General features: G+C 69.1%; 20 protein-coding genes and 2 pseudogenes. 4 read left to right on the top strand and 18 right to left on the bottom strand.

Annotation, left to right across the window (positions count from 1 at the left end; genetic code table 11):
• Positions 1–43: 43 nt before the first annotated feature.
• Together IE98_RS45430 and IE98_RS0137130 are read left to right on the top strand one after the other, a co-directional pair.
• Positions 44–634 (top strand): hypothetical protein, encoded by a 591-nt coding sequence (locus IE98_RS45430; protein WP_159401174.1) that lies wholly within the window; start codon positions 44–46, stop codon positions 632–634.
• 141 nt (positions 635–775) lie between these two features.
• Entirely contained in the window at positions 776–1,453 is a 678-nt protein-coding gene (locus IE98_RS0137130) for a hypothetical protein (RefSeq protein ID WP_159401175.1), read from the top strand.
• 182 nt (positions 1,454–1,635) lie between these two features.
• On the opposite strand, the gene IE98_RS0137135 is transcribed toward IE98_RS0137130, so the two are convergent.
• A complete protein-coding gene (locus IE98_RS0137135; RefSeq protein WP_234443825.1) occupies positions 1,636–1,938 on the bottom strand; it encodes a hypothetical protein in 303 nt (100 codons plus the stop codon).
• A 221-nt stretch (positions 1,939–2,159) separates the two neighbouring features.
• On the opposite strand from IE98_RS0137135, the gene IE98_RS0137140 reads away from it, so the two are divergent.
• Entirely contained in the window at positions 2,160–2,831 is a 672-nt protein-coding gene (locus tag IE98_RS0137140) for a recombinase family protein (protein WP_030276512.1), read from the top strand.
• A gap of 367 nt (positions 2,832–3,198) precedes the next feature.
• Positions 3,199–3,810: a uracil-DNA glycosylase gene (locus tag IE98_RS0137145; RefSeq protein ID WP_234443826.1), complete on the top strand. Its 612-nt coding sequence runs from the start codon at positions 3,199–3,201 to the stop codon at positions 3,808–3,810.
• A 75-nt stretch (positions 3,811–3,885) separates the two neighbouring features.
• Here IE98_RS0137145 and IE98_RS43690 read toward each other — a convergent pair whose 3' ends face one another.
• The 17 genes and pseudogenes from IE98_RS43690 to IE98_RS0137230 form a co-directional block, all read right to left on the bottom strand.
• Positions 3,886–4,008: a hypothetical protein gene (locus IE98_RS43690; protein WP_043176014.1), complete on the bottom strand. Its 123-nt coding sequence runs from the start codon at positions 4,006–4,008 to the stop codon at positions 3,886–3,888.
• Positions 4,009–4,033: 25 nt separating this feature from the next.
• Positions 4,034–4,186: pseudogene (locus tag IE98_RS52725) on the bottom strand (DUF6245 family protein); the annotation flags it as partial.
• A pseudogene (locus IE98_RS52730) lies at positions 4,149–4,298 on the bottom strand (DUF6245 family protein); the annotation flags it as partial. The pseudogenes IE98_RS52725 and IE98_RS52730, both read right to left, overlap by 38 nt.
• 200 nt (positions 4,299–4,498) lie before the next feature.
• Positions 4,499–4,831, bottom strand: coding sequence for a PP2C family protein-serine/threonine phosphatase (locus tag IE98_RS0137155; RefSeq protein ID WP_159401176.1), 333 nt, complete (start codon positions 4,829–4,831; stop codon positions 4,499–4,501).
• Positions 4,832–5,985: 1,154 nt separating this feature from the next.
• The gene (locus IE98_RS0137160; RefSeq protein ID WP_159401177.1) at positions 5,986–7,506 is read right to left on the bottom strand and encodes a hypothetical protein; all 1,521 of its coding nucleotides are present in this window, start codon (positions 7,504–7,506) and stop codon (positions 5,986–5,988) included.
• A gap of 918 nt (positions 7,507–8,424) precedes the next feature.
• Complete coding sequence (locus IE98_RS45435) at positions 8,425–8,808, bottom strand: helix-turn-helix domain-containing protein (RefSeq protein WP_052391471.1); 384 nt, start codon at positions 8,806–8,808, stop codon at positions 8,425–8,427.
• Positions 8,805–9,995 carry a tyrosine-type recombinase/integrase gene (locus IE98_RS0137175; RefSeq protein WP_052391472.1) on the bottom strand — a complete coding sequence of 397 codons (1,191 nt, stop codon included), beginning with the start codon at positions 9,993–9,995 and terminating at the stop codon, positions 8,805–8,807. Before IE98_RS0137175 ends, IE98_RS45435 begins: the two co-directional genes overlap by 4 nt.
• A gap of 1,446 nt (positions 9,996–11,441) precedes the next feature.
• Positions 11,442–12,365 carry a hypothetical protein gene (locus IE98_RS43695; protein WP_234443827.1) on the bottom strand — a complete coding sequence of 308 codons (924 nt, stop codon included), beginning with the start codon at positions 12,363–12,365 and terminating at the stop codon, positions 11,442–11,444.
• Positions 12,365–12,910, bottom strand: coding sequence for a hypothetical protein (locus tag IE98_RS45440; RefSeq protein ID WP_052391473.1), 546 nt, complete (start codon positions 12,908–12,910; stop codon positions 12,365–12,367). Before IE98_RS45440 ends, IE98_RS43695 begins: the two co-directional genes overlap by 1 nt.
• Before the next feature lie 66 nt (positions 12,911–12,976).
• Positions 12,977–13,735: a hypothetical protein gene (locus IE98_RS0137195; protein ID WP_030276530.1), complete on the bottom strand. Its 759-nt coding sequence runs from the start codon at positions 13,733–13,735 to the stop codon at positions 12,977–12,979.
• A 105-nt stretch (positions 13,736–13,840) separates the two neighbouring features.
• Complete coding sequence (locus IE98_RS0137200; protein ID WP_030276532.1) at positions 13,841–14,827, bottom strand: hypothetical protein; 987 nt, start codon at positions 14,825–14,827, stop codon at positions 13,841–13,843.
• A 116-nt stretch (positions 14,828–14,943) separates the two neighbouring features.
• Positions 14,944–15,276: a hypothetical protein gene (locus IE98_RS0137205; RefSeq protein ID WP_030276533.1), complete on the bottom strand. Its 333-nt coding sequence runs from the start codon at positions 15,274–15,276 to the stop codon at positions 14,944–14,946.
• A gap of 71 nt (positions 15,277–15,347) precedes the next feature.
• Positions 15,348–15,977 carry a hypothetical protein gene (locus IE98_RS0137210; RefSeq protein ID WP_159401179.1) on the bottom strand — a complete coding sequence of 210 codons (630 nt, stop codon included), beginning with the start codon at positions 15,975–15,977 and terminating at the stop codon, positions 15,348–15,350.
• A gap of 96 nt (positions 15,978–16,073) precedes the next feature.
• Positions 16,074–16,421, bottom strand: coding sequence for a hypothetical protein (locus IE98_RS0137215; protein ID WP_030276537.1), 348 nt, complete (start codon positions 16,419–16,421; stop codon positions 16,074–16,076).
• Entirely contained in the window at positions 16,418–16,978 is a 561-nt protein-coding gene (locus IE98_RS0137220) for a hypothetical protein (protein ID WP_030276538.1), read from the bottom strand. The genes IE98_RS0137215 and IE98_RS0137220 overlap by 4 nt, the downstream gene beginning before the upstream one ends.
• Positions 16,979–17,158: 180 nt before the next feature.
• Complete coding sequence (locus tag IE98_RS0137225) at positions 17,159–17,449, bottom strand: hypothetical protein (RefSeq protein WP_030276540.1); 291 nt, start codon at positions 17,447–17,449, stop codon at positions 17,159–17,161.
• An 88-nt stretch (positions 17,450–17,537) separates the two neighbouring features.
• Positions 17,538–18,662 (bottom strand): hypothetical protein (locus IE98_RS0137230; RefSeq protein ID WP_234443828.1); only part of this gene is annotated, 1,125 nt, incomplete at its 5' end.

Here is an 18,662-nt window from a genome sequence, read left to right on the forward strand (position 1 = left end):
CAAACCTCTTGTACTCATTCAAAATTCTGTGCATGCTTCAGACATGACTTCACAGGAACTGCTCGACGACGTCCTCGCCATCCGGTGGCCGCACTTCCCCGAGGACGATCAGACCCCTCGGCAGGTACGCGGCGCTGCGGTGGACGACGCGCGGAAGCCCCGCTTGGCCTTCATCCAGCAACTGGGAGCCGCGGTGGAGGAGCATGGCCCGGACCACGATCCGCTCCTTGCCGCTCTTGAGGACCTCGTCGCGATCAAGAAGGCCGCCGATGAGCAGATTCGGCTGCTCCTGGCCTACGGTCGGGTCTACGTCACCCCGCGCCCGCACACACTGGAAACCCTCGGCCAGGCTGCCAGCCTCACCCCCTCCGGCGTCAGCCGCGCTTTCGGCGCCAAGGAGGTCCTCGCCGTCGGCGACCTCACCGGCCGGCGCCCCGCCGCAGTCGAGATCGACGATCATGACCCCGAGCTCTTCCCCGGCGACGACAGCCGGCGGCGGTGCACCTGGGGAGGCAGCAAGAACAACCCCTGCACCGACGAGCCCAAGTACGCCGTCACCGACAAGTCCGGCACCAAGTGGGCCTGCTGTGACAGCCACCTGCCCGGCTATCTCCGCTCCCGCCCCCGCGCCTGAGTCGAACGGGCACTCCATGGGGGCTTGAGGAACATCTGTGCCAGATCGGGCGCCAGAGCCGGACCGCACCGGCCGCCCCCTGTCTGCCAGACGTCAGGAAGCACCCGCAGCCCCGCCGCGGCCACCGGATAAGGTCCGGCCATGATTGAACCGACGGGAGCAGCAGCGGCCAAGACGCTCGCCCCACTGACACGGATGTTGCACGAGTCAGCGAACCCGCTGGTGGCGGTCAAGCACGGCCGCCGGGAGGACCGGGCCGCTGTCTACGACATGTTCACCAGGATCTGCATCACCTACTACCGCCCGAGCGGCAACGAGGACGACAGCGGTGTGGACGATGCGCATGTCCACGAGCTGTTCGCCGCCCTCCATGCCCTTGAACTGCGCGCGCCCCGGCACGTCAGAGAAGCGGCACGCAGGCTGTTCTGGGGGATCTTGGGCGAGCCTTTCGCCGACGGTGGCCCGCTTGACGCGCGGACACGGAACAACCCGGAGGCGTTCGACGATGGCGACATCTGGCGGGGACTCGGCGACGGTGAGAAGGCGGGAATGGACAAGGGCACCGTCCTGCACCGTCTGAAGGACACCACCCTGCGCTGTCTGGCCGGCTGGTCCTGGCCGTGGAGCGTCGGCGACGTTCCGGAAGCTTTCCGCCCCGACGACGGGCAGCGCAGCAGGTTCGCCTCCAGCTTCGAACTCCTTCGCGAGGTCGAGCGGTTCACCGCCATCGCCCGGGTTGATGTTCAAAACCGTTGGCGCTGGTGGCACTGGCCGACGGCCATAATCCCGCCGCTGCGGCGCTGGATGCTGGCCCGCTGAGGGCCCCATTCGAATGTCAGCGATCCGTTGACACGGCGCGGCTGTCGGCCGCCGTGGGCAGCCTAACGACCAACGGACATGTAGCACTCGCCGCGCGGCCGGCGGTGCAGCGGATCGCGGTAGCGGTTGTTCCGCAGGCAAGCGGGGCAGGCTGGCGGCCTGCCCCGCTTGGTGAGTGACTTTTAGTGCTGAGCCTTCTTGCGGTGAACGCGGATGCTGGCGGGGGCTCCGAGGTAGTTGCAGTCCGCCCCCGGGCACCGCTCCCAGTTGCCGTTCTCGACCGCGGCCTCGCGGACGCCGTTGTCGGGCCCGAAACCGTGGTGCGCGATGAGTCGGGCGACGGAGTTGTCGTACCGGGCCGCCAGGAGGGCGGCTTCTGCGATCTTGTCGTGCCCCTGGGAGAAGAAGGAGCCGAGGCCGACCTCGGTCCCGCATCCGCACCAGCAGGTACCCGTCGGCATCAGCCGGGATTCGCTCTTAGTCATGCCTTCAAGGTACTCCTTCTAGAGGGAGGGTCAAGACGGTTTTCCTAGGAACACGTCCAAGGATCTGCCCGCCCAAGCTCCTGCGCGATCTTCAAAAAACCTTCATTAGTTGACGATCGCCGAACGGAGATCGAAAAGACCCCCAACGCCTTCAAAAACTCCTTCAACAACTCAGGGTGTTCAACAACGTCGGACCACCGTTTTCTGTCAGAATTTCGGCCGTGAGCACACCACTTGAACCCGACCCGTTCGAACTCCTGGCCGCCGAACCGGCGGTGCGGACCGAGATCCGCATCGGATATGCACGGGTGTCCACCGGCGGACAGAAGCTCGACCGCCAGCTCGACGCCCTCACCGAAGCCGGGTGCCGGCGCATCTTCGCCGACAAGAAGTCCGGCAAGGACGACCTGCGACCGGAGTTGAAGGCGTGTCACGCCTTCCTTCGGCCCGGCGACACCCTGGTGGTTCCCGCGCTCGACCGCTACGGCCGATCGCTGAAGGACCTGGTGAACATGGTCGGCGAGCTGCGCGCCCGCGGGATCGGCTTCACCTCACTGCACGAGCGCCTGGACACCACCACCCCCGGCGGCCGGCTCATCTTCCACGTCTTCGCCGCCCTCGCGGAGTTCATCCGCGAGCTGATCGTCTCCGGCACCCGCGAGGGCCTGGCCGCCGCCCGCGCCCGCGGCAACGTCGGCGGCCGACCCGTCGTCGCCACCCCCGAGATCATCCAGGCCGCCCGCACCCTGCTGCCCAACCCCGCCCAGTCGATCACCTCGATCGCCAAACTCCTCGGCGTCAGCCCCGGCACCCTCTACAACCACATCCCCGACCTGCAAGAACTGCGGGCCGCCGGCCGCCTCCCCACCCAGCTCGACGGCGCCACCCGGTAATCCCCGGACCTCTCCGCGCTGAACGAGCACGGCCTCCCCCGCCCGTTCGGCACCTACCGATCGGGGTGGCCGGGAAGACGAGTACGACCCAGCCGAGGACACCGAACTGCACTGCTGATCCACCAAGATCATCCCGTGGCGGCTTTTGCGCTCACCTTGGCTGAACCCCTACCGAGCCGTGAGACGCCGTTCGCGGCAGAAACTTCGGTGGAGCCGGGCTCAGCGGTCCAGTTCACGGCGGTTCTCGCAGCCACCCCAGCTCAGAGATCGAGCGCTGTCGGACGCACCCGTTAGGGTCCGTTGCGATGGAGTGCCGGTCGGTGTTGGAGGAAGCATGGCAAGACGGATGCGTGAAGAGGCGTTCCGAGTGGAACAGGAGCAGGGGCGCTACGCCCCCCATGTCCGTCCGATCAACGAGATGGTCGACGTCTTGCGCGACCAGGACGGGCGCGGCTGGATGCCGCATGTCGCACCCTGGCACGGGGGAACAGAGGCCCGCGTCCTGTCCGTCCTTCGCGACCCGGGCCCCAGGACGCAGGAAGGCACAGGCTCGGGATTCCTGTGCGTGGAAAACAACGACCCGACGGCAGAGCTCCAGGCCCAGCTCTTCGAGCGAGCCGGGATAGCGCCGCGTGACGTCACTCCCTGGAACGCCTACCCCTGGTACATCAACCGTGAACCGAAGACGGCCGAGCTCCAGGCTGGTGCCGAGGTCCTGAGCCGGCTGCTGGGGCTGATGCCGAAGGTGCAGATCGTGCTCCTCCAGGGCGGGGACGCCCAGCGCGGGTGGCGCCGCCTGGTCAAGGCACACCCCGAGGCCGTCCGAGACAGGACCCTGGAGGTGTTCAGCAGCTACCATCCCAGTCCGCAGGCCCTCTTCGTGCCAGACCCGAAGGAACGCGCCCGCCGCGCGCAGCACCGTATCGACACCTGCCAGAAGATCGGTGACGCGCTCCGCAGAGGTACCAAGCAGCCGTAGGCGGCGCTGGTGCAGCGCTACGAGAGGTATCGCCGAGGTGAGCCCAGAAGCCGCCAATAGTTGATCTTGGAGGCGTCAGCCTTTCCACCGGACGGCGGGGTCGCGTTCGGCGACGTGCCGGGCGACCGCGTCGACGCCGGGGCGCGCGTATCGCTCCAGGGAGCGGACGGAGGCGTGGCGGGAGCGGGCCAGCAGCATCGGGGTGGAGGTGCTTGATCACCCCGAGCAGCACGTGCAGCCCCTCGGCGGCGTGCGCCGCCGCCACAGGGATCGGACCGGTGGACGGGTCCTGGGCGATGATCCGCAGCGGGGTGCCCGCCCGCAGGACCTTGCCGGCGGATGAAACCGACCCGTACCGCCGGATCCTCCCAGACACCTGCCGCCTTCAGCTGCTCAAGCCACGCGGCATGCTGGGCTTCCTCGTTCAGGTCCACGGCATCGGCGAGCATCGCCTCGGTCTGCACGGCGCCCAGCAAGGCGTTCACCATCCGCGCCCGAGGGCGGCCTCCGCCTCATGGTCGCCCGTAGTGTTGGCCCCGTCGTACAGGCCCAGCGGCCGTCGCCGCACCGATCTGCTTGACCCTCACCGGCTCGCCGTAAGCCTCGTTCTCGCGCTTCACGCCCGCCGGCACGCTACCGGCCGGAGACAAGGCTCGTGGGCCGAAGACCGAGACTCATCCCTTCAAGATCATCCCACTGCCGCTTTTGGGCTCACCTTGGCTGGACCCCCGGCGGGGTCGATGCCGACGGGAATGCCGTGGTGGGCGGGGGCCAGGTAGCTGGTGGTTCCGTCCGCGCCGACCAGCAGCGGCGGGGGGTGTCCGGCGTTGCTCCAATGGAAGGTGTACGCGCCGTCGGCCTCTTCGATGCGGCCGAGCACCAGGGTGGCGGTGGGCGGCTCGGGGAACATCGTCAGGGCACGGTCCAGCTTGGAGAGGATCAGGCTGGTCGGTCCGCCGTGGTCGTAGGCCAGGGCGCGCAGCATATTTCGGATCTGTCCCGTGAGCGGCGCGGCCTCCACGTCGTGGCCGGCGCCTGGGTCAGCACCCCGATCGCGATCCGGTCCGATATCCGCTCACTCGCAGGCGACTTGACCTGCCCCACCATGCCACACCACATCCAACGAGGCACGGACCACAAAGTCACTGGCATTGGGCCTAGTCCTGCAGGAGATACGGCGGTTTGACGAAGCCATCAACGCCCATACCCAGGCTGCCACCATCTACCAGGAACTCGACGACCGTCGCGGCGAAGCTCGGGCAGTGGAGAATTGTGCAATTGCCCGAAATGGGCGGTATCGGCGATGGCCTCACTGAGTGTAAGTCACAGCCAGTGTCTCGGCGGTGTTGAGAACGGCGTGCTGATTCCAATGGATTGGCTTCAGAATTCCGGCCTGGGGCCTGGCGTTGGCCGCAGCTGGCACTCTCCTTGCGGCTTCGGGTAGGTGGCAGTCGATGAAAGAGGTGCATCCCACAACTGCCAGTATTCAAGCTCAGGCGGCGGCCCTCTTTGGACCTCTAGTCGGAGAACCAAACCCTTTTGAGCCAGTGGTCGACTGGACGGGTGGCGCTGATGAGCTGCCTCTTGAGGGGTTTGCAGGCGAGGCTGATCTTTCTAGCAGGGTCCTCGAGCGGCTAAATCCGTGGTTTGAAGTGTATCCACATGTGCGCGGTAGGCATTATAGCGGTGCCGGTTGCCGGATTGACGCCGTACTGAAGCCTAGGGACCCCCAGGTGTGGAAGGATCCGGGTGTCGTTCTAGGTGTCGAGTTCAAGAGAGCGGCAGGCGGGAGCCGTAAGTACTTGACTTCCTGGGTGGCCCAGTCCATTGATTATGCGTACGTCGAGTGGGATGGGTTTGGGAGGATGCCGGTTTTTATGTGCCCAAATCCATTCCCTGTGCGCAGGTCGTTTAGGGAGCCCTTCGATCCGATGGGTGCTTTCGCATGGCTTACTTGTCCAGTTTGGCATCGGTTATATTGCGCTCTGTAGGGCTTACGGCCTTTCCCTTATTCTTCAAGGCGCCCACAAGATTTGGTCGGAGCGGTACGGTGTCAGGGAAGGTCGCAACTGGAATCTCTCTAGGCGTATAGGTTTACGCTAGTCAGGTTGGCGACGGGTCAAGCCAGCGCCCAATTGAATAGTGGCGCGCCGCTCGTGTCTGCCAGTAGTGGTTCTACTCGGGGCCCGTAGGGGTTTGTGCTGCTCGAAGCCGGCTGGCGACGTAGCTGGCTCGGTCTCCTCCGTTCCATTTGTGCCAGTGGTGGGCGGTGCCGTCGGCGGCGCCCAGGAGGTCGGCGAGCATTTTCCAGTGGACCGCGCCGACGAGTGCCAGCCAGGCACCGTTGCGTGCCTTGCTGGCGCTGGGGACACCGAGGCGTTGGAGGCGTCGTTGCAGCGTGTTCGAGTTGAGCGGGCGGGAGGGGCGAAGGCCGGGAAAGAGATAGGGGGTCTCCTGGTTTTTGAGGGGGGCGGACAGGGGGCGGCGTTCGTGGACGAGTTGTTGGAGGAGGGCTGACAGGCGCGTGCGGAGCCAGAGTGTTTCGCGGCCGAGCTGGAGGCCCAGAACTCCGGGTTCGTCGGGGTGGATGTGGACCTGCGCGAGGGTGAGGTTGACGATGCGGTCGGTGCTCTGGCCGTACTGCAGGACGAGGCAGCCTGCGACGCGGTCGGCAAGGGGCAGACTGTCGTCGGTTTCCAGCCTGAGCGCGGTGAGTACCCGGTCGGTGTCGTTCATGATGGCGCGTTCGCCGTGTCTGCTTGAGGTGGCGATGGCGACGTCTGCGGGCGCGAGGCCGCAGGTCGCCGCCCAGAGGAGGAACGGCCGGGCGTAGGGTTGGAGGGTTGGGTTGGCGATGAGCCACCGGTCGATGAGGTGCTGGGTGATGCCGTCGATCGCGCGCCCGCGGCTGCGGATGTGGCCGAGGAGGAGCCGGGCGGCGTTCAGCTGACGACGAAGGTGCTCGCGCTGGAAGCGGGTGAAGCCGCTACGGCTGACGTGCTGGTGCGCGAGGGGCATCAGGTGCCAGCGTGCGTATCGCGCGAGGAGCACCCGGTCGGCCGTGGTGGCGCACTCTTCGAGGCAGTGGCCGAAGTCTCTTTTCAGCTGGGCAAGTTGTTCGTCTCGCGGTTCGAGGATCTCGGCTAGGACGAGCAGGCCTCGGAGCTGCTGGACGGAGGTGGTCTGGCGCAGTGCGTCGAGGGCTTCGTGGGTGCACGGGAGTCGTCCGTTGACCATGTCGCGGATGAGCTGGCCGCCGGGTCGGCGCAGGTAGAGGATCATTGAGTAGGGGTTGTCGTATCGCTCCAGCAGTTCCGCCAGCGGCGCGAGCCGCTCGCACCTGCGACCGTCGGCGTCGGTGAACGCCTCGGCGAGGACGAGTCGGCCCCGGCAGGGCAGGCACTGCCCCTGGAGGAGGCGGCCCATTCCCGCGCAGGTCGGGCAGCGGTAGCTGAAGGTGACGCCGGCGCACTCGGGGCACAGCGGCCCGTTGTCCTCGCGGCGGAAGACCGCGCCGAGCTGGCCGCAGCGGTGGCATTGCTCGTGGGTGAGGCGGACCGCGTCGACGCAGGTAAGGCAGACGGGTCCTTCCGGCCAGCGGCGCTCTGCCCGGGCCGGCGTCGTGCAGCGTGTGCAGGGCACGATGGCGGCGGAGTAGCACGGTACGCAGCGCGGTGTCCCGTCCCCGGTCGTCACGGGGGCCGAGGGCCGGGTGCCGCAGTCGCCGCAGAGCGGCCCGGGTCGCACGCTCTCCCAGCAGCGTCCGCACCATGGGCCGCGCTCGTCGCGGGCGGTGACCACGGCGCGGCGTCCGCATCCAGTGCAGGGCTGTGCTTGGTCCGCGCGGCGGCAGCCGTCGCACCACGGTTTCCCGTCCTCGTCGCGGTAGACGGCGAGTCGGAGGCGCCCGCAGCTGACACACGGATGCCGTGGAGTGGCTTGGCGAGCACAGGCCCGGCAGACGCCCGTACTGAGGATGCCGACCCTTCTGTTTCGGCCGCACTGCGGACACAGGACGATCGGTGCCCGGCGGTTGTCGCACTTTTCGCACAGCGGTCCGTCTTCGCTGATGCGGCTGGCTGATCTGGCTTCGCCGCAGTCCACGCACTGGTGCAGCCGGCGGGGATGAATGTGCTGGTAGCAGGCTCGGCAGACGGGGCTGCCGTCGTCCTGGCGCAGGCCGACCGGTTTGGTGAGGCCGCAGCGTGAGCACGGTTCGGCGAGGTGGTGCTGGCGGCAGCGCGTGCACCAGGGGCCCTCCGCGGTGTGGGCGGCTGGGACGACCAGCTTGCCGCAGGCCCAGCAGGGCTCCTTGGGGAGAGTCTTGCGGTGGCAGCCGGTGCAGATGACGGCACCGTCGGGGGTCTTCCTGACGGCGATCCTGGCCTGTCCACAGGTGTGGCAGAGCTGCGGCTTGCGGCGTTCGCGCTGCCAGCACCGGTGGCAGACCGGCTGGCCGGCGCGGCGCTCGGCGACGGTTCCGGGCCGGGCGCAGAGGGAGCAGGTCTCCTTGGGACCGACTGCCCGGTGACAGGCGTGGCACAGGCCCCTACTTCTGATGGCCTTGTCTCGGCCGCACTGGACGCAGGTGGCGGTCTTGGTCATGGCTGTTGGTCAGCCTTCGGCGTCGAAGAAGTCGCCGGACAGCAGTGGCATGTCCGGGACCACGGGCCGAGGCTTTCGCGCGGCGGGTTCCACGGGGGCGGCGTCGGACTGGATCTCGACGACGAGGTCCTCGAACGTGCACTTGAGGATCTTGCAGAGCGCAAGGATGAGCTCGACGGGCATCTTGGGCGGCCGGTCGGCCTTCACCAGCCGGTAGATGTTGCTGCGGTCCAGGTCGAAGCCGTACTTCCTCAGCTCTGGTGCGAGCTTGGTGGTGGTGTACCAGTTGCGGCGAAGGGCCATGAGCTCGCGCAGTCGCCACTCGTAGCGGGGCTGGAGGGCTTCGAGGGCGCTCCTGGCCTGCGGTTCGTCGCCGTGCGGTACTGCTTTCACCGGGTCCTCCTCGAACCGCCGGAGCGGGACTGTGTCGTCTGGTCGCTGAAGTCGTCGTCCATGTCCGCCTCGGCGTCGGCCATCGCGAAGGCGCGGGCCAGGGCCGCTTCCTCCGCCGCGTCGAGGCTTTCGCGGACCTTGAGGTTCTTGAAGTCGTTGCTGAGCGCGGTGTAGATCGCGGTAGTCGCGGCGTGCGAATGACCAACTTGGTCGGTGACGAACTGGCCGTCGTAGCCGGCCTCGATGAGCCTGGTCACGTACGTGTGCCGCATGCAGTGCGGGCCGAGCTGAGCGGGCAGTTTGCCCAGCTCACGCCAGTGCTGGAACCGCTGGTTCACCGCGCGTTCCGAGATCATCTCGTTGCGCTCGGTGGGGAACATGACGCCGTCGTCCGGACGGTCGCTGTAGAACAGCGGGCGCACGTTCTCCATGTACAGCTGCACGGTGCGAACCGCCCACGGCCATACCGAGATCACCATCCGGCGCTTGGGAGGCTGTCCGGCGCCGGCCTTCCCCCAGCGGACCGCCAGCCCCGCGTGGTCCCCGAACTCGGGCAGCTTCGCCTGACGCCGCCAGTCGTGGGTCTCCAGCCGGGCCGTCTCCCTGCGGCGCAGGCCCCAGCCGTACATCGTCGTGAACATCGCCAGGTCCCGGGCCGCGGCGAACGCTCCCTTGTGGCCCTGTTCGCGTAGACGCTTGATCTCCGGGTCCATCTGCCCGAAGAAGGTCTTCACCTCTGCCTTGGTCAACGGCCGGTTGCCACTGGGCTGGCCGATGTATTCCTGCGCGTGCCGGACCGCATTCAGGTCCCGCAGCGCGAAGCCGGTGAACATCCCGAAGGTGCTCAGGCACACCTGCGGCCACTCGTAGGCCGGATCGCTCAGGTAACTCAGGTAGAGCGCAAGGTCGTTCTGGTACTTACGCATCGTCGACGTTGCGACGGTGCCCGCGAGCATCGCCGACCACCGGTCGAACAACCGCCTGTCCCAGGCCGGCTCCCACGGATACCCGCCGGACATCGCCTGGACCTGGCGCGCGATACGAGCCCTGGTGTTGACCGTGTCCCAGGACAGCCTGCGGGCCCGCTGATGGTCCGCGAAGCCCAGCAGCGTCTTCTCGAAGACGGCCTCCTCGGGGCGGAGCATCGCCACACCCGGCAGCACATGCAGCGTCGCGACGCCCGGCACAGCTACCGAGCCCCCTGCGGAACTTCGGCCCATCCGTCACCCTCCGTGTCCAGTACGGGGTCTCACCTTCCACGCGGTGATGCATAGCACGCAACACTGGTGCAGTAGTTGCACCACTATCGAGGGAATCGCAGGCTAACCCGCGGGCGGAGCTGACGGATCGTGATACAACTCGACCCAACCGGGCAACGCATGTTCTGCTGGCCGGGGGTAACACCGCCGGCCTCGTGGTGCGCGTGCCGCAACATTGCTCGAAGTTCCCGGCGCGACCGGTCGATTCCTGTGCCCTCAGGCCGAGGCAGTACAGGACGCGCACCGGCCGGCCGGTCAGGCCTTGGTCGCGCAGCTCGCGCACTAGCGCGGTGACGAACCGCATTGCCTGTGAGGTTTTCTGATCGCTCGTGCACCATCTGGCGTCCGCGCTCGGCCAGCGGCCCCGGTCGAGCAGCTGCCGCCACAGCCCGCCCAGCTCCCGGCGAAGCGTGACGAACCGCAGACCGTAGTGCTCGGCCTGCTCCCGGGCCAGTTCCTCTGTGCCGGGCCATTCGATGGACTCGCCGGAGTCCGTCACGTCCAGATCGTTGTGCAGGACCACGATCCGACTGCGTGGCACACCGGCGTCGTCGACCTGGCGGACTACCTCGTCGAGGGCCGCCTGGCTGTCCTTGCCTCCGCTCGACGCCACCAGGATCACGTCCCAGTGGTCGAGTCGGTGCCGGCGCGGGTTGAGCGTGACGTAGCCGACCGGAACGCGCGGGGGAGGGCAGGCCTCGCGGGCCGCGCTCTGCAGCGCGACCAGCACCTCGTGTCGGCCGATCCGTGGATCCGACACCCACTGCGCGATCTGCTCGACCGCGCAGGCCTCGCTGGCGGGTGCGAGATGCTCGGCAAGGAACTGCAACGCGGCGCTGGCCCGATCCCAGGCCTTCTCGGCGATCTCGCCGGCCTTGATCGGGTCCACGGGGCCGCGGCGTGGCGTCTCGGCGGTGAGGGCCGCCAGGAACACCGCGCCCAGGGGGTGGAGGGCGCCGTGCTCCGGCCGCTTCGGCGGTCGGGCTGCCCCCCGGGCCTTGGCGCGGCGGCCCGACCGGGCGCAGCTCGACTTGGAGAGGCCGTGCTCGGCGATGAGGCGGGACGCAGCTGCCAGATCGGCGCCGATGCGGGCCTTCCCGCGGCGGGGGCGCGCGGTCGGGAGCTTGGAGACCATGCCCAGCTGGCAGGGCGTGGCGAGCGGTGCGGCCGGCTCGAAGAGGGCCAACTGGCCGGCTGTGGGCCGGGGGCTCATGCTGTGCCGCCCGTCTCCGGCCCGCAGCCGGCGGCCGCGGGTCGGGGAATGCGCGCGCCGGTCCTGTCCGGGGCGTTCATGGGCATGACTCCTCCTTGAGGTGCGGATCGAGTGGCCGGGAGGGGCGCCAACCCCTGCCGACGTAAAGAAGTATACCACAATCAAGCGTCGAAGGTGCGCGTGTTTCGCTCGAAGAGCAGCGGATCGAAGTCCGGACACTTCGGGTAGGCCTTGACCCGCTGAACACCCAGCCGGATCGCCTCCCGATCACGACGCCTGGTCGGGAGACGGAAGACGTACCTGTGGGCCCCGCGATGCCGCACCGTTCGCACCCCCGCATCGACGAGCGCGCTGCGCAACCACGCCCCCGGGTCGCCGCCGGCCCGCCGCGGCTGCGCACCGAAGGAATGGAGAACCCGCTCCGCGTACTCGTGACCGGGCTCCTGGCGCCGGATTTTTTGGACCGCGCGCTCGTTCAGCACCGTCCCATCGGGCAAGATCTTGATCGACCTGGGCGTCGCTCGGCCGGTGTAGACCGCGTTCGTCGCCTGGTAGATCGTGCCGACATGCCCGACCGCCACCAGGAGACCGGCCGCACTGCGCCGCGGCACGGGGTCGGCGAACGAGACCACGCCGTGGACTCCGTGTGACCTTAGGGCCTCGAAGCACCTGGCCAGGAACCAGCTCTCGGAGTTCCCTGGGTATTTCGTGCGCAGTACGAACCTGGAGAGTTCAAGGGACTCCGTCACCGGGCGCAGGTCCGGCAGTGCGCGGGTCAATACCCGCGGTCCGGCGGGGACGCCGAACACGGCCACCCCGACCAGTTCCCGGCGCCCCCCGGTGACGTCGAACAGCCCGTATCGCCGGACCGCCGCCGGATACGAACCCGAGTAGTGGTGCCGGACTACGAACGCCTTGGCCGCCTCTTCGCCCACGGGGCCAACCTCGTAGTGGCGGGCGTTGAAGCCCCCGTCGCTCACATGCCGCCACGCATGCCGGCGCCCCTCCCAACGCTGGCACCAGGGCGACGACGTCGCGATCTCCGACAGTTCCACGGACGGAAGCCCGTCCTGACGACGTCCCATCACCGACTCCGCCGCCCACTCGCGTCCCGCCGAACGAACTGGGCGCGAGCCCGTGCGGCAGCCGCTCGCACGGCCATGCGCCACCGACGCGACCATGGCAGACGAAGCTGCTCGGGCTGAGCGCTCTGCCACTCGGCGCTCCCGGCATCCCGGAACTGAAGTCGGCCACCACTTCTACCGGCCAGGCGCTCCGCCTCGCGCGCTTCGTCGTCGGCGAACACCGTGATGTCGCCGTCGGGTCCCACCATGCGCCAGGCCGTGTGGCCGGAGCGCTCCGACGGGGCGTAGAACACCGTGGTGCCCTGGACCATGACGTGCAGCGGGACCGTGGCGGTCGTGCCAGGGCGTTCGACCAGCCCGCGGTGGACGGTGTCGAGGTCGATGCTCACCACCAGGGTGTTCTCGTCGACGTAGGTGAAGACGATGACGCCGGCCATCTGGATGGCGGGCCAGGACAGCGACGAGTCGCCCAGTTCTCCGCGCCTGGCGGGCCAGAAGCGGGCGGTGCGGTGGTACCGCTCGCGAAGTGCGGTCGAAACGGCCATGCCGGTGACTCCTTGGGTCGTGACGGACCCCGGGCGCGCTGTGCGCCCGGGGCAATGCGGAGGTGATCAGGCGGGGCGGACGGGAGGGGAGGCGTGGAAGGCGTGCCCGAGTGCGGGCTGGACCGTCCACCCGGCATCGCGCAGTACCTGCTGAGCGGCCTCGGACTGGCGTGCGGACTCAGCTGCGCCGTCGGCCAGCGAGAGCCCGTCGGGGCCGTGCATGCTCACGTACGCCGAACCGGCCTTGTCACCGAAGCGGAGGTCGGAGCGGTAGCCCCAGAACGCCTCAGCCTGCTCGAACCGGTAGGGGCTGAATCCGGCGAGCTGAAGGACCTCGTCCAACGCCACCAGTACGGGCTGCTTCTTCGCGGTGCGCTGCGGCGAGCCGACCTCGACCCGAACGACCGTTGCCGCGTCGAAGGCGTCGATCCGCTCCGGGCGGCAGCGCCAGTTGGCGCGGCGCAGCGCGGCGAGGGCCAGGCGTACCTTCTCGGGCGGCAGGTCCTGGCCCAGGAGCAGTTCGAGGCCGGGTGCTCCCCCCGGCGCGACCCGGAGTCCGTGGTGCCGAACGCCGGCGTCGTCGAGCGTTTTCGTGAGCGCGGGACCGTACCGGGGGTCGGTGTCGCAGCAGGGCGCGGCGGGATACCGGCGCGGGGTGCCGAGGGTGAAGTCCTCCGGCAGCGGACCGGAGCAGACCGGCTCGTTGCAGCAGGCCGAGTAGCCGTCCAAGTCCGTGTCCAGACCGATGTCCTCGGGGTCCGTGGACCCGCAGCCGGTGCAATGGTCGGGAGCAGCCGGGTCGGCGGCGTCGTCGGGCGTGTGCATGGGGCACTCCTTCTTGATCGGATCGAGTGGCCGACTGGGGCGCCAACCCCTACCGGCATGTAGAAGCATACCACATATTGAGCCTGGAGGATGCTGTGTGTGCCGTCACCCACCAGACCCGCCGCGGACAGGGCGCCGAAACCCCGGCGGAAGGTACTCGGAATGGAGCAGGGTCACAGCCGGCCCCCCGGGCCGCGGTGGGACCAGCCGGGAGACCTTCACCAGCTTCGGCACCGCTGCTGCGCGGCGCGTGATGCGTAGCGCCACCGCGGCGCCCTCGTTCGAGTAGAACGGCTGGACCTCCAGATCCGGGCACACCTCGAGCAGCCTCCTGCCCACCGCCATCAGCTCCCTGGAGAACGCCCGGCCCAACGGATCGTCCGTCCCTGGAGAGTGGCGGGGCAGCAGGACCGCCGCATCGGGATGCCACTGATCGGGGAGCACCCTGTTCCAGGTCGGCGGCAGAACCGCGGCGACCTCGGCTGCAAGCACCCGAGCATCGGTGAACTCCTCCAGGGTGCAGTCGACCATCGCGGCGACGGCCAAGGCGTCCCATGGCCCCGAGAACGTCAGGCTGCCGCCCGACCTGGCGCTGCCCAGCGTGACACCGAGGCGGCCATCATGAAGCCACGCCGTGGCGTGGCCATAGGCCACGAACAGGCCAGGCTCCTCCGGCCGCTCCTCCACCACGCCGACGGTGAGGTGCGGGGCGACCTCTGCCGGCGTCGGACGAGTGGTCGCTTTACAGGGGAGGGCTGGGGCACTGCGGACGGCGCGGGCGAGCAGGCGCGTGGCCGCCGGCAGGGGAGTGCCGGGCGAGAAGCGGGCGGTGCAGATCCGGGCTTGACCCTTCGGGGAGGGCGCGAACAGGGCAGCCTGAAGGTCGCCGGCCGGCTCGGCCGGGCTGGACCTGACGGTGACCGCGTACCCGTTCGGAAGCGTCGACCTGGTGCGGCGGGCCCCGGCGACGACGTGGCCGGACAGCACCCCGGCGAGGGCGGAGAAGAAGCTTTCGGGCTGCGCCGCGAAGGCCTCTCGGTCCGCGGCCGTGATCGGATTGGTGTTGCTGAGGCGGATGCTGCCGGGCTGCACAGGAAACTCCCTATCGGGCGGGCGGGTGGGTGAGGCCGGGGCCGCCCGTAGGCGGCCCCGGTGTCAGTGGCGGTCCAGGAATCCGCTCACCGCAGCGAGCGATTCCGGTAGCCGGGTTACTGGTCGTGCATCGGGAACAGGCACAATGCCGGGCGCGCGTCCAGCGGGGCCGCGCGAAGCAGGCCCAACACCACCTCGTCGCCGCCAGCCTCCTCGCGGCGCTGCTCCTCCGTCGGGTAGAGGTACTCCCGCGCGTACAGTCCGGTGCAGCAGTCTGAAACGGGCAGGTGGTGATTGCCCGATGGATCGTTGGCGATCACCAGAAGTACGTCGCCCGGCAACTCTTGGGTCTCGCGGACGAGTTCACGGAGGGTGGAGAGCGTCCACGGCGTCAGGGAGTCGGAGGTCTCGGTCATCGGGCCTCCCGGGCTCGGGATGTGCTCGGGCATGTTTCTCCTCTGGGTCTGATCGAGTGGGGGAGGGGCGCCACCCCCTCCCGACATGCACAACTATACCACATTTAGACATTGCTTCGTGGTGGGGTGTCTCCCGCTGACTCCTTCAAGGTGCGCAGCACCAGGTGGAGCTGGGCGATGGTCAGCCCGGTCAGCGTGAGCGCCGCCTCCGCCATCCCGTCCCGGGTCTCCACCTTCGCGTGGGCCTTGCTCTGGTCGGACAGCCGCAGATGGACCGTCAGCCCCTCGCGGGGCAGATCCTGAAAATGCCCGTCCGGGTGCGGGAACTGCCGCAGCAGCGCGTGCGCCAGCTCCTCGCGTGCCCCGCCGGCCACTGCGCGGTCGTGGATCTCCTGCACCGCCCGGCTGAAGGCAGCCTCGTACGGCACCAGGAAGCGGCGCCGCAGATCACGCACCAGCGCCTCCACTGGACGGCCCAGGCTGAAGCCGACCCGGGGGCGGCTGCGGTCCTCGTAGTACCCCGGCACGTCCGGGTATCGGCCGTTGGCCGTGATTCGCGGCGAGCCGTCCGGAGCCGGACGGCTGCTCAAGCTCAGCCAGAAGGCGCGTCCCTGCCGGCCGGAGACGAACCGCCGGTAGTCGGCATGCCCGTTGTAGGGATCCGGCACGACCTGCCAGGGCGCGCCCAGTGCGGCCACCAGGTCCTCCAACGCGTGCAACGCGAGATCGGGCATCATCGGTCCTTCATGTCGGCCCCGCGGGGCTGGTGGGTGGTCAAGTGGATGGGGTGCGCCCGCCATGTCGACGACGAGCGCACCCCTGTCCGCAGCTCAGGCCAGGCCGAGCGCCTGCTGGGCGGACTTGTAGATGACCAGTGCGGCCTGCTGCACGTTGGCGAGCCCGGGGCGGGCGTCGGAATACAGGTCCGAGGTCAGCGGATCCTCCGCCGCCACCGCAGCGACGACCCCTGCCAGCAGGGCCTGGAGGCTCGTGCGGTCGATCGCCTGGTCCATCACCACGGTCCCCGTGGGCGCGTGCACGATCCGGTATCGCCGCCACTGCGGCCGCTCCGGGAAGGTGCTGTCGTGCTCGTTGGCCTCGAAGTCGCCGAGCACTGCCATCTCGAAGGAGGGTCCAGGCTCGGGGATGACGTCGCGCGGGTCGATGACGGCGCTCATCGGCCCACCGCCATGGACGGAGTGAGCCGGTCGCCGGAGACAGCGGCGGCGCCGCCGCACGCCTCGGCGTGCTCGTCGCCGGATTCGGCGTGAGCGGCGCGCCAGTTGGCCGCCGCCCCCGGGCGGCCAAGCGCCGACAGCAGAGCCGCCACAGCCGCGACCTCGCTGCACTGCAGGGACCTGCCCACCTCGTGGGCGGCGTCCAGGTGGCCGAACTGGTCGGCGAAGCCCTTCAGGGCCGCCCCCAGTCCCGGCGGCCGCACGTCGCCGGTGGGAACGGCGAGCTCACCGGAGGCGTCCGTGGGGTGGATCAGCAGGGTGGAAGTGGGGACGTCGGACGCCGGGAGGTAGCGGTGCCAGTAACGCCACCCGGCGGCTTCGAACCGCTCGGCGATGAGGTCGGCGACGATGCGGCGATGGTCCGGGGACAGCGTGTCGCGGTAGGTAGCTACCAGACCGCTTCGGCGGTATTCGAAGGCGTACCGGGCGCCGATGTGCAGGGGCGTCTCGGCGAGAACGGCGTCGATGATCGACGCTGCGTCGAGGGCGAGAGACAAGGAGACTCCTTGGCTGGACGGATCGAGTGGCCGGAGGGGCGCCAACCCCTTGGCGGCTTTAGAAGTGTACCACATTTGCCGTTCGATTGGTGGCGTTCATTGGGCCCGGCGCGCCCGGGGCCGCAGGTGATTGGCCGGCCAGTGGGGGCGCCGCCTGGATGGCGGCGCCCCCACTGCGGGTCAGAACGGCGGATGGAACGAGGTGACCGCCATGAGATGGCAGCTGACGTCCCAGGTCCGCCCGTCGCACTCGACCACCACCCTGGCTGCACTGGAGGCCGTAGCCTCGCCGGGTGCGACGGCCGTCGTCGTGGAGACCACCAGTGCGCGCCCGCTGTCGTTCGCGGCCTGGCCGGCGAGCACGCGGGCGATAGCGGACTCGTCGGCCAGGTCCAGGGGTACCGACTGCCCAGAGCGGTGGCAGTCCTCGCAGCCGCATCCCGCAGGGTGGATCCGGGTGGGGAAGTTCATGCTGATCTCCTTCGGTAGAGGCCGGCGGGTGCCGGCCAGTTCGGTGGGCCGGGCGGCGCACTCGGGCACCCGGCCTGAAGGCCCCCGCTCAGACGAAGGCTGGCTGCCGCCAGGCTGTGGCGCCTTCTGGGCCGGGCCGGTCGACTGTGCCGGTCGGCCCGACCGCGCTGAGAGCTGCGTCGGGGGTGGTGGCCCGCTCCGCCCTGCGGGCGACCTGGGCGCTCCACAGTGCCTGGAACCCCGGCATCGCCTTGTCCTCGACGACATTCGGCACGGCCACGAAGAACTGCTCTGTGGTCGGAAACCCGTCTTCGCGGCGCGAGAGCCACACCCGCTCCACGCCCGCGGCCTCCTCGACCTCCAAGCCCCGCCGACTGGCGGCCCGACGCAGCATCCCGGCGGCCGCCGCCCGGGACCGCGGCAGGCCGACACTTTCGATCGAGCGCCAGACCCTCCCCTTGCGCTCCGGGTCCGAGCACAGCGCGGAGCGCTCCGCCGGCGGGCACTGCTGCCCCTTCAGCGCCCGGCAGGCCGGACACCTCACACTCCCGGGCGTTTCGGCGCAGGCCTCGCAGCGCGGCCCGTGGCGCTCCACACACCACGCCGATCGCCTCGCCGTCAGTACGCGTCGCACCCGCACGACCTGCCAGAGCACCGAAGCGAGCTGCTCCTCGGCGGCGGCCAGCGCGGCCTCGTTCCCGTCGTCAGCGAGGAGCTCGGCCAATGACGTCCCGCCCGCGTACAGGGTCGTCAGCGGGTTGAGCGCATGGGCCGTCCACTCCAGGCACACCGCCATTGCCGCCTCGGAGGGCAGCCTTCGGGCGCGCTCCAGGTGTGCATCCCGAGACGCGGCAACGGAGGGAAACGGACATTCCACGCAATAGGACTTGGGCCAGTCCACCCCGAACGCCTGCTGCAGTTCTGCCAGGATCGCCGGCCGAGACATCTGCCAGGCGATCAGCGGATACCAGGGGCGGCGGCCGTTGGTGCTGAATCCGCTGTCCTTGCGGGCCCGTCCCGCTTCGTCCGCGTCGTACCCGATGATGTGCCGGTAGCCGGGCGCCATGTGGTCAGCGGCCCAGTTGTCGATCACCCAGCCCTTGTACTTGATCGAGCTTCTCTGCACCTTGTCAACGCGCATGCTCAGGGGCGCCGGGTTGGCGCCCCTGAGCTCGTCAGGCTTCTCCCGCAGACGCAACTTCCCGGTTGCGGG

It is taken from the genome of Streptomyces sp. NRRL B-24484, assembly GCF_000717715.1.
Taxonomy (GTDB): domain Bacteria; phylum Actinomycetota; class Actinomycetes; order Streptomycetales; family Streptomycetaceae; genus Kitasatospora.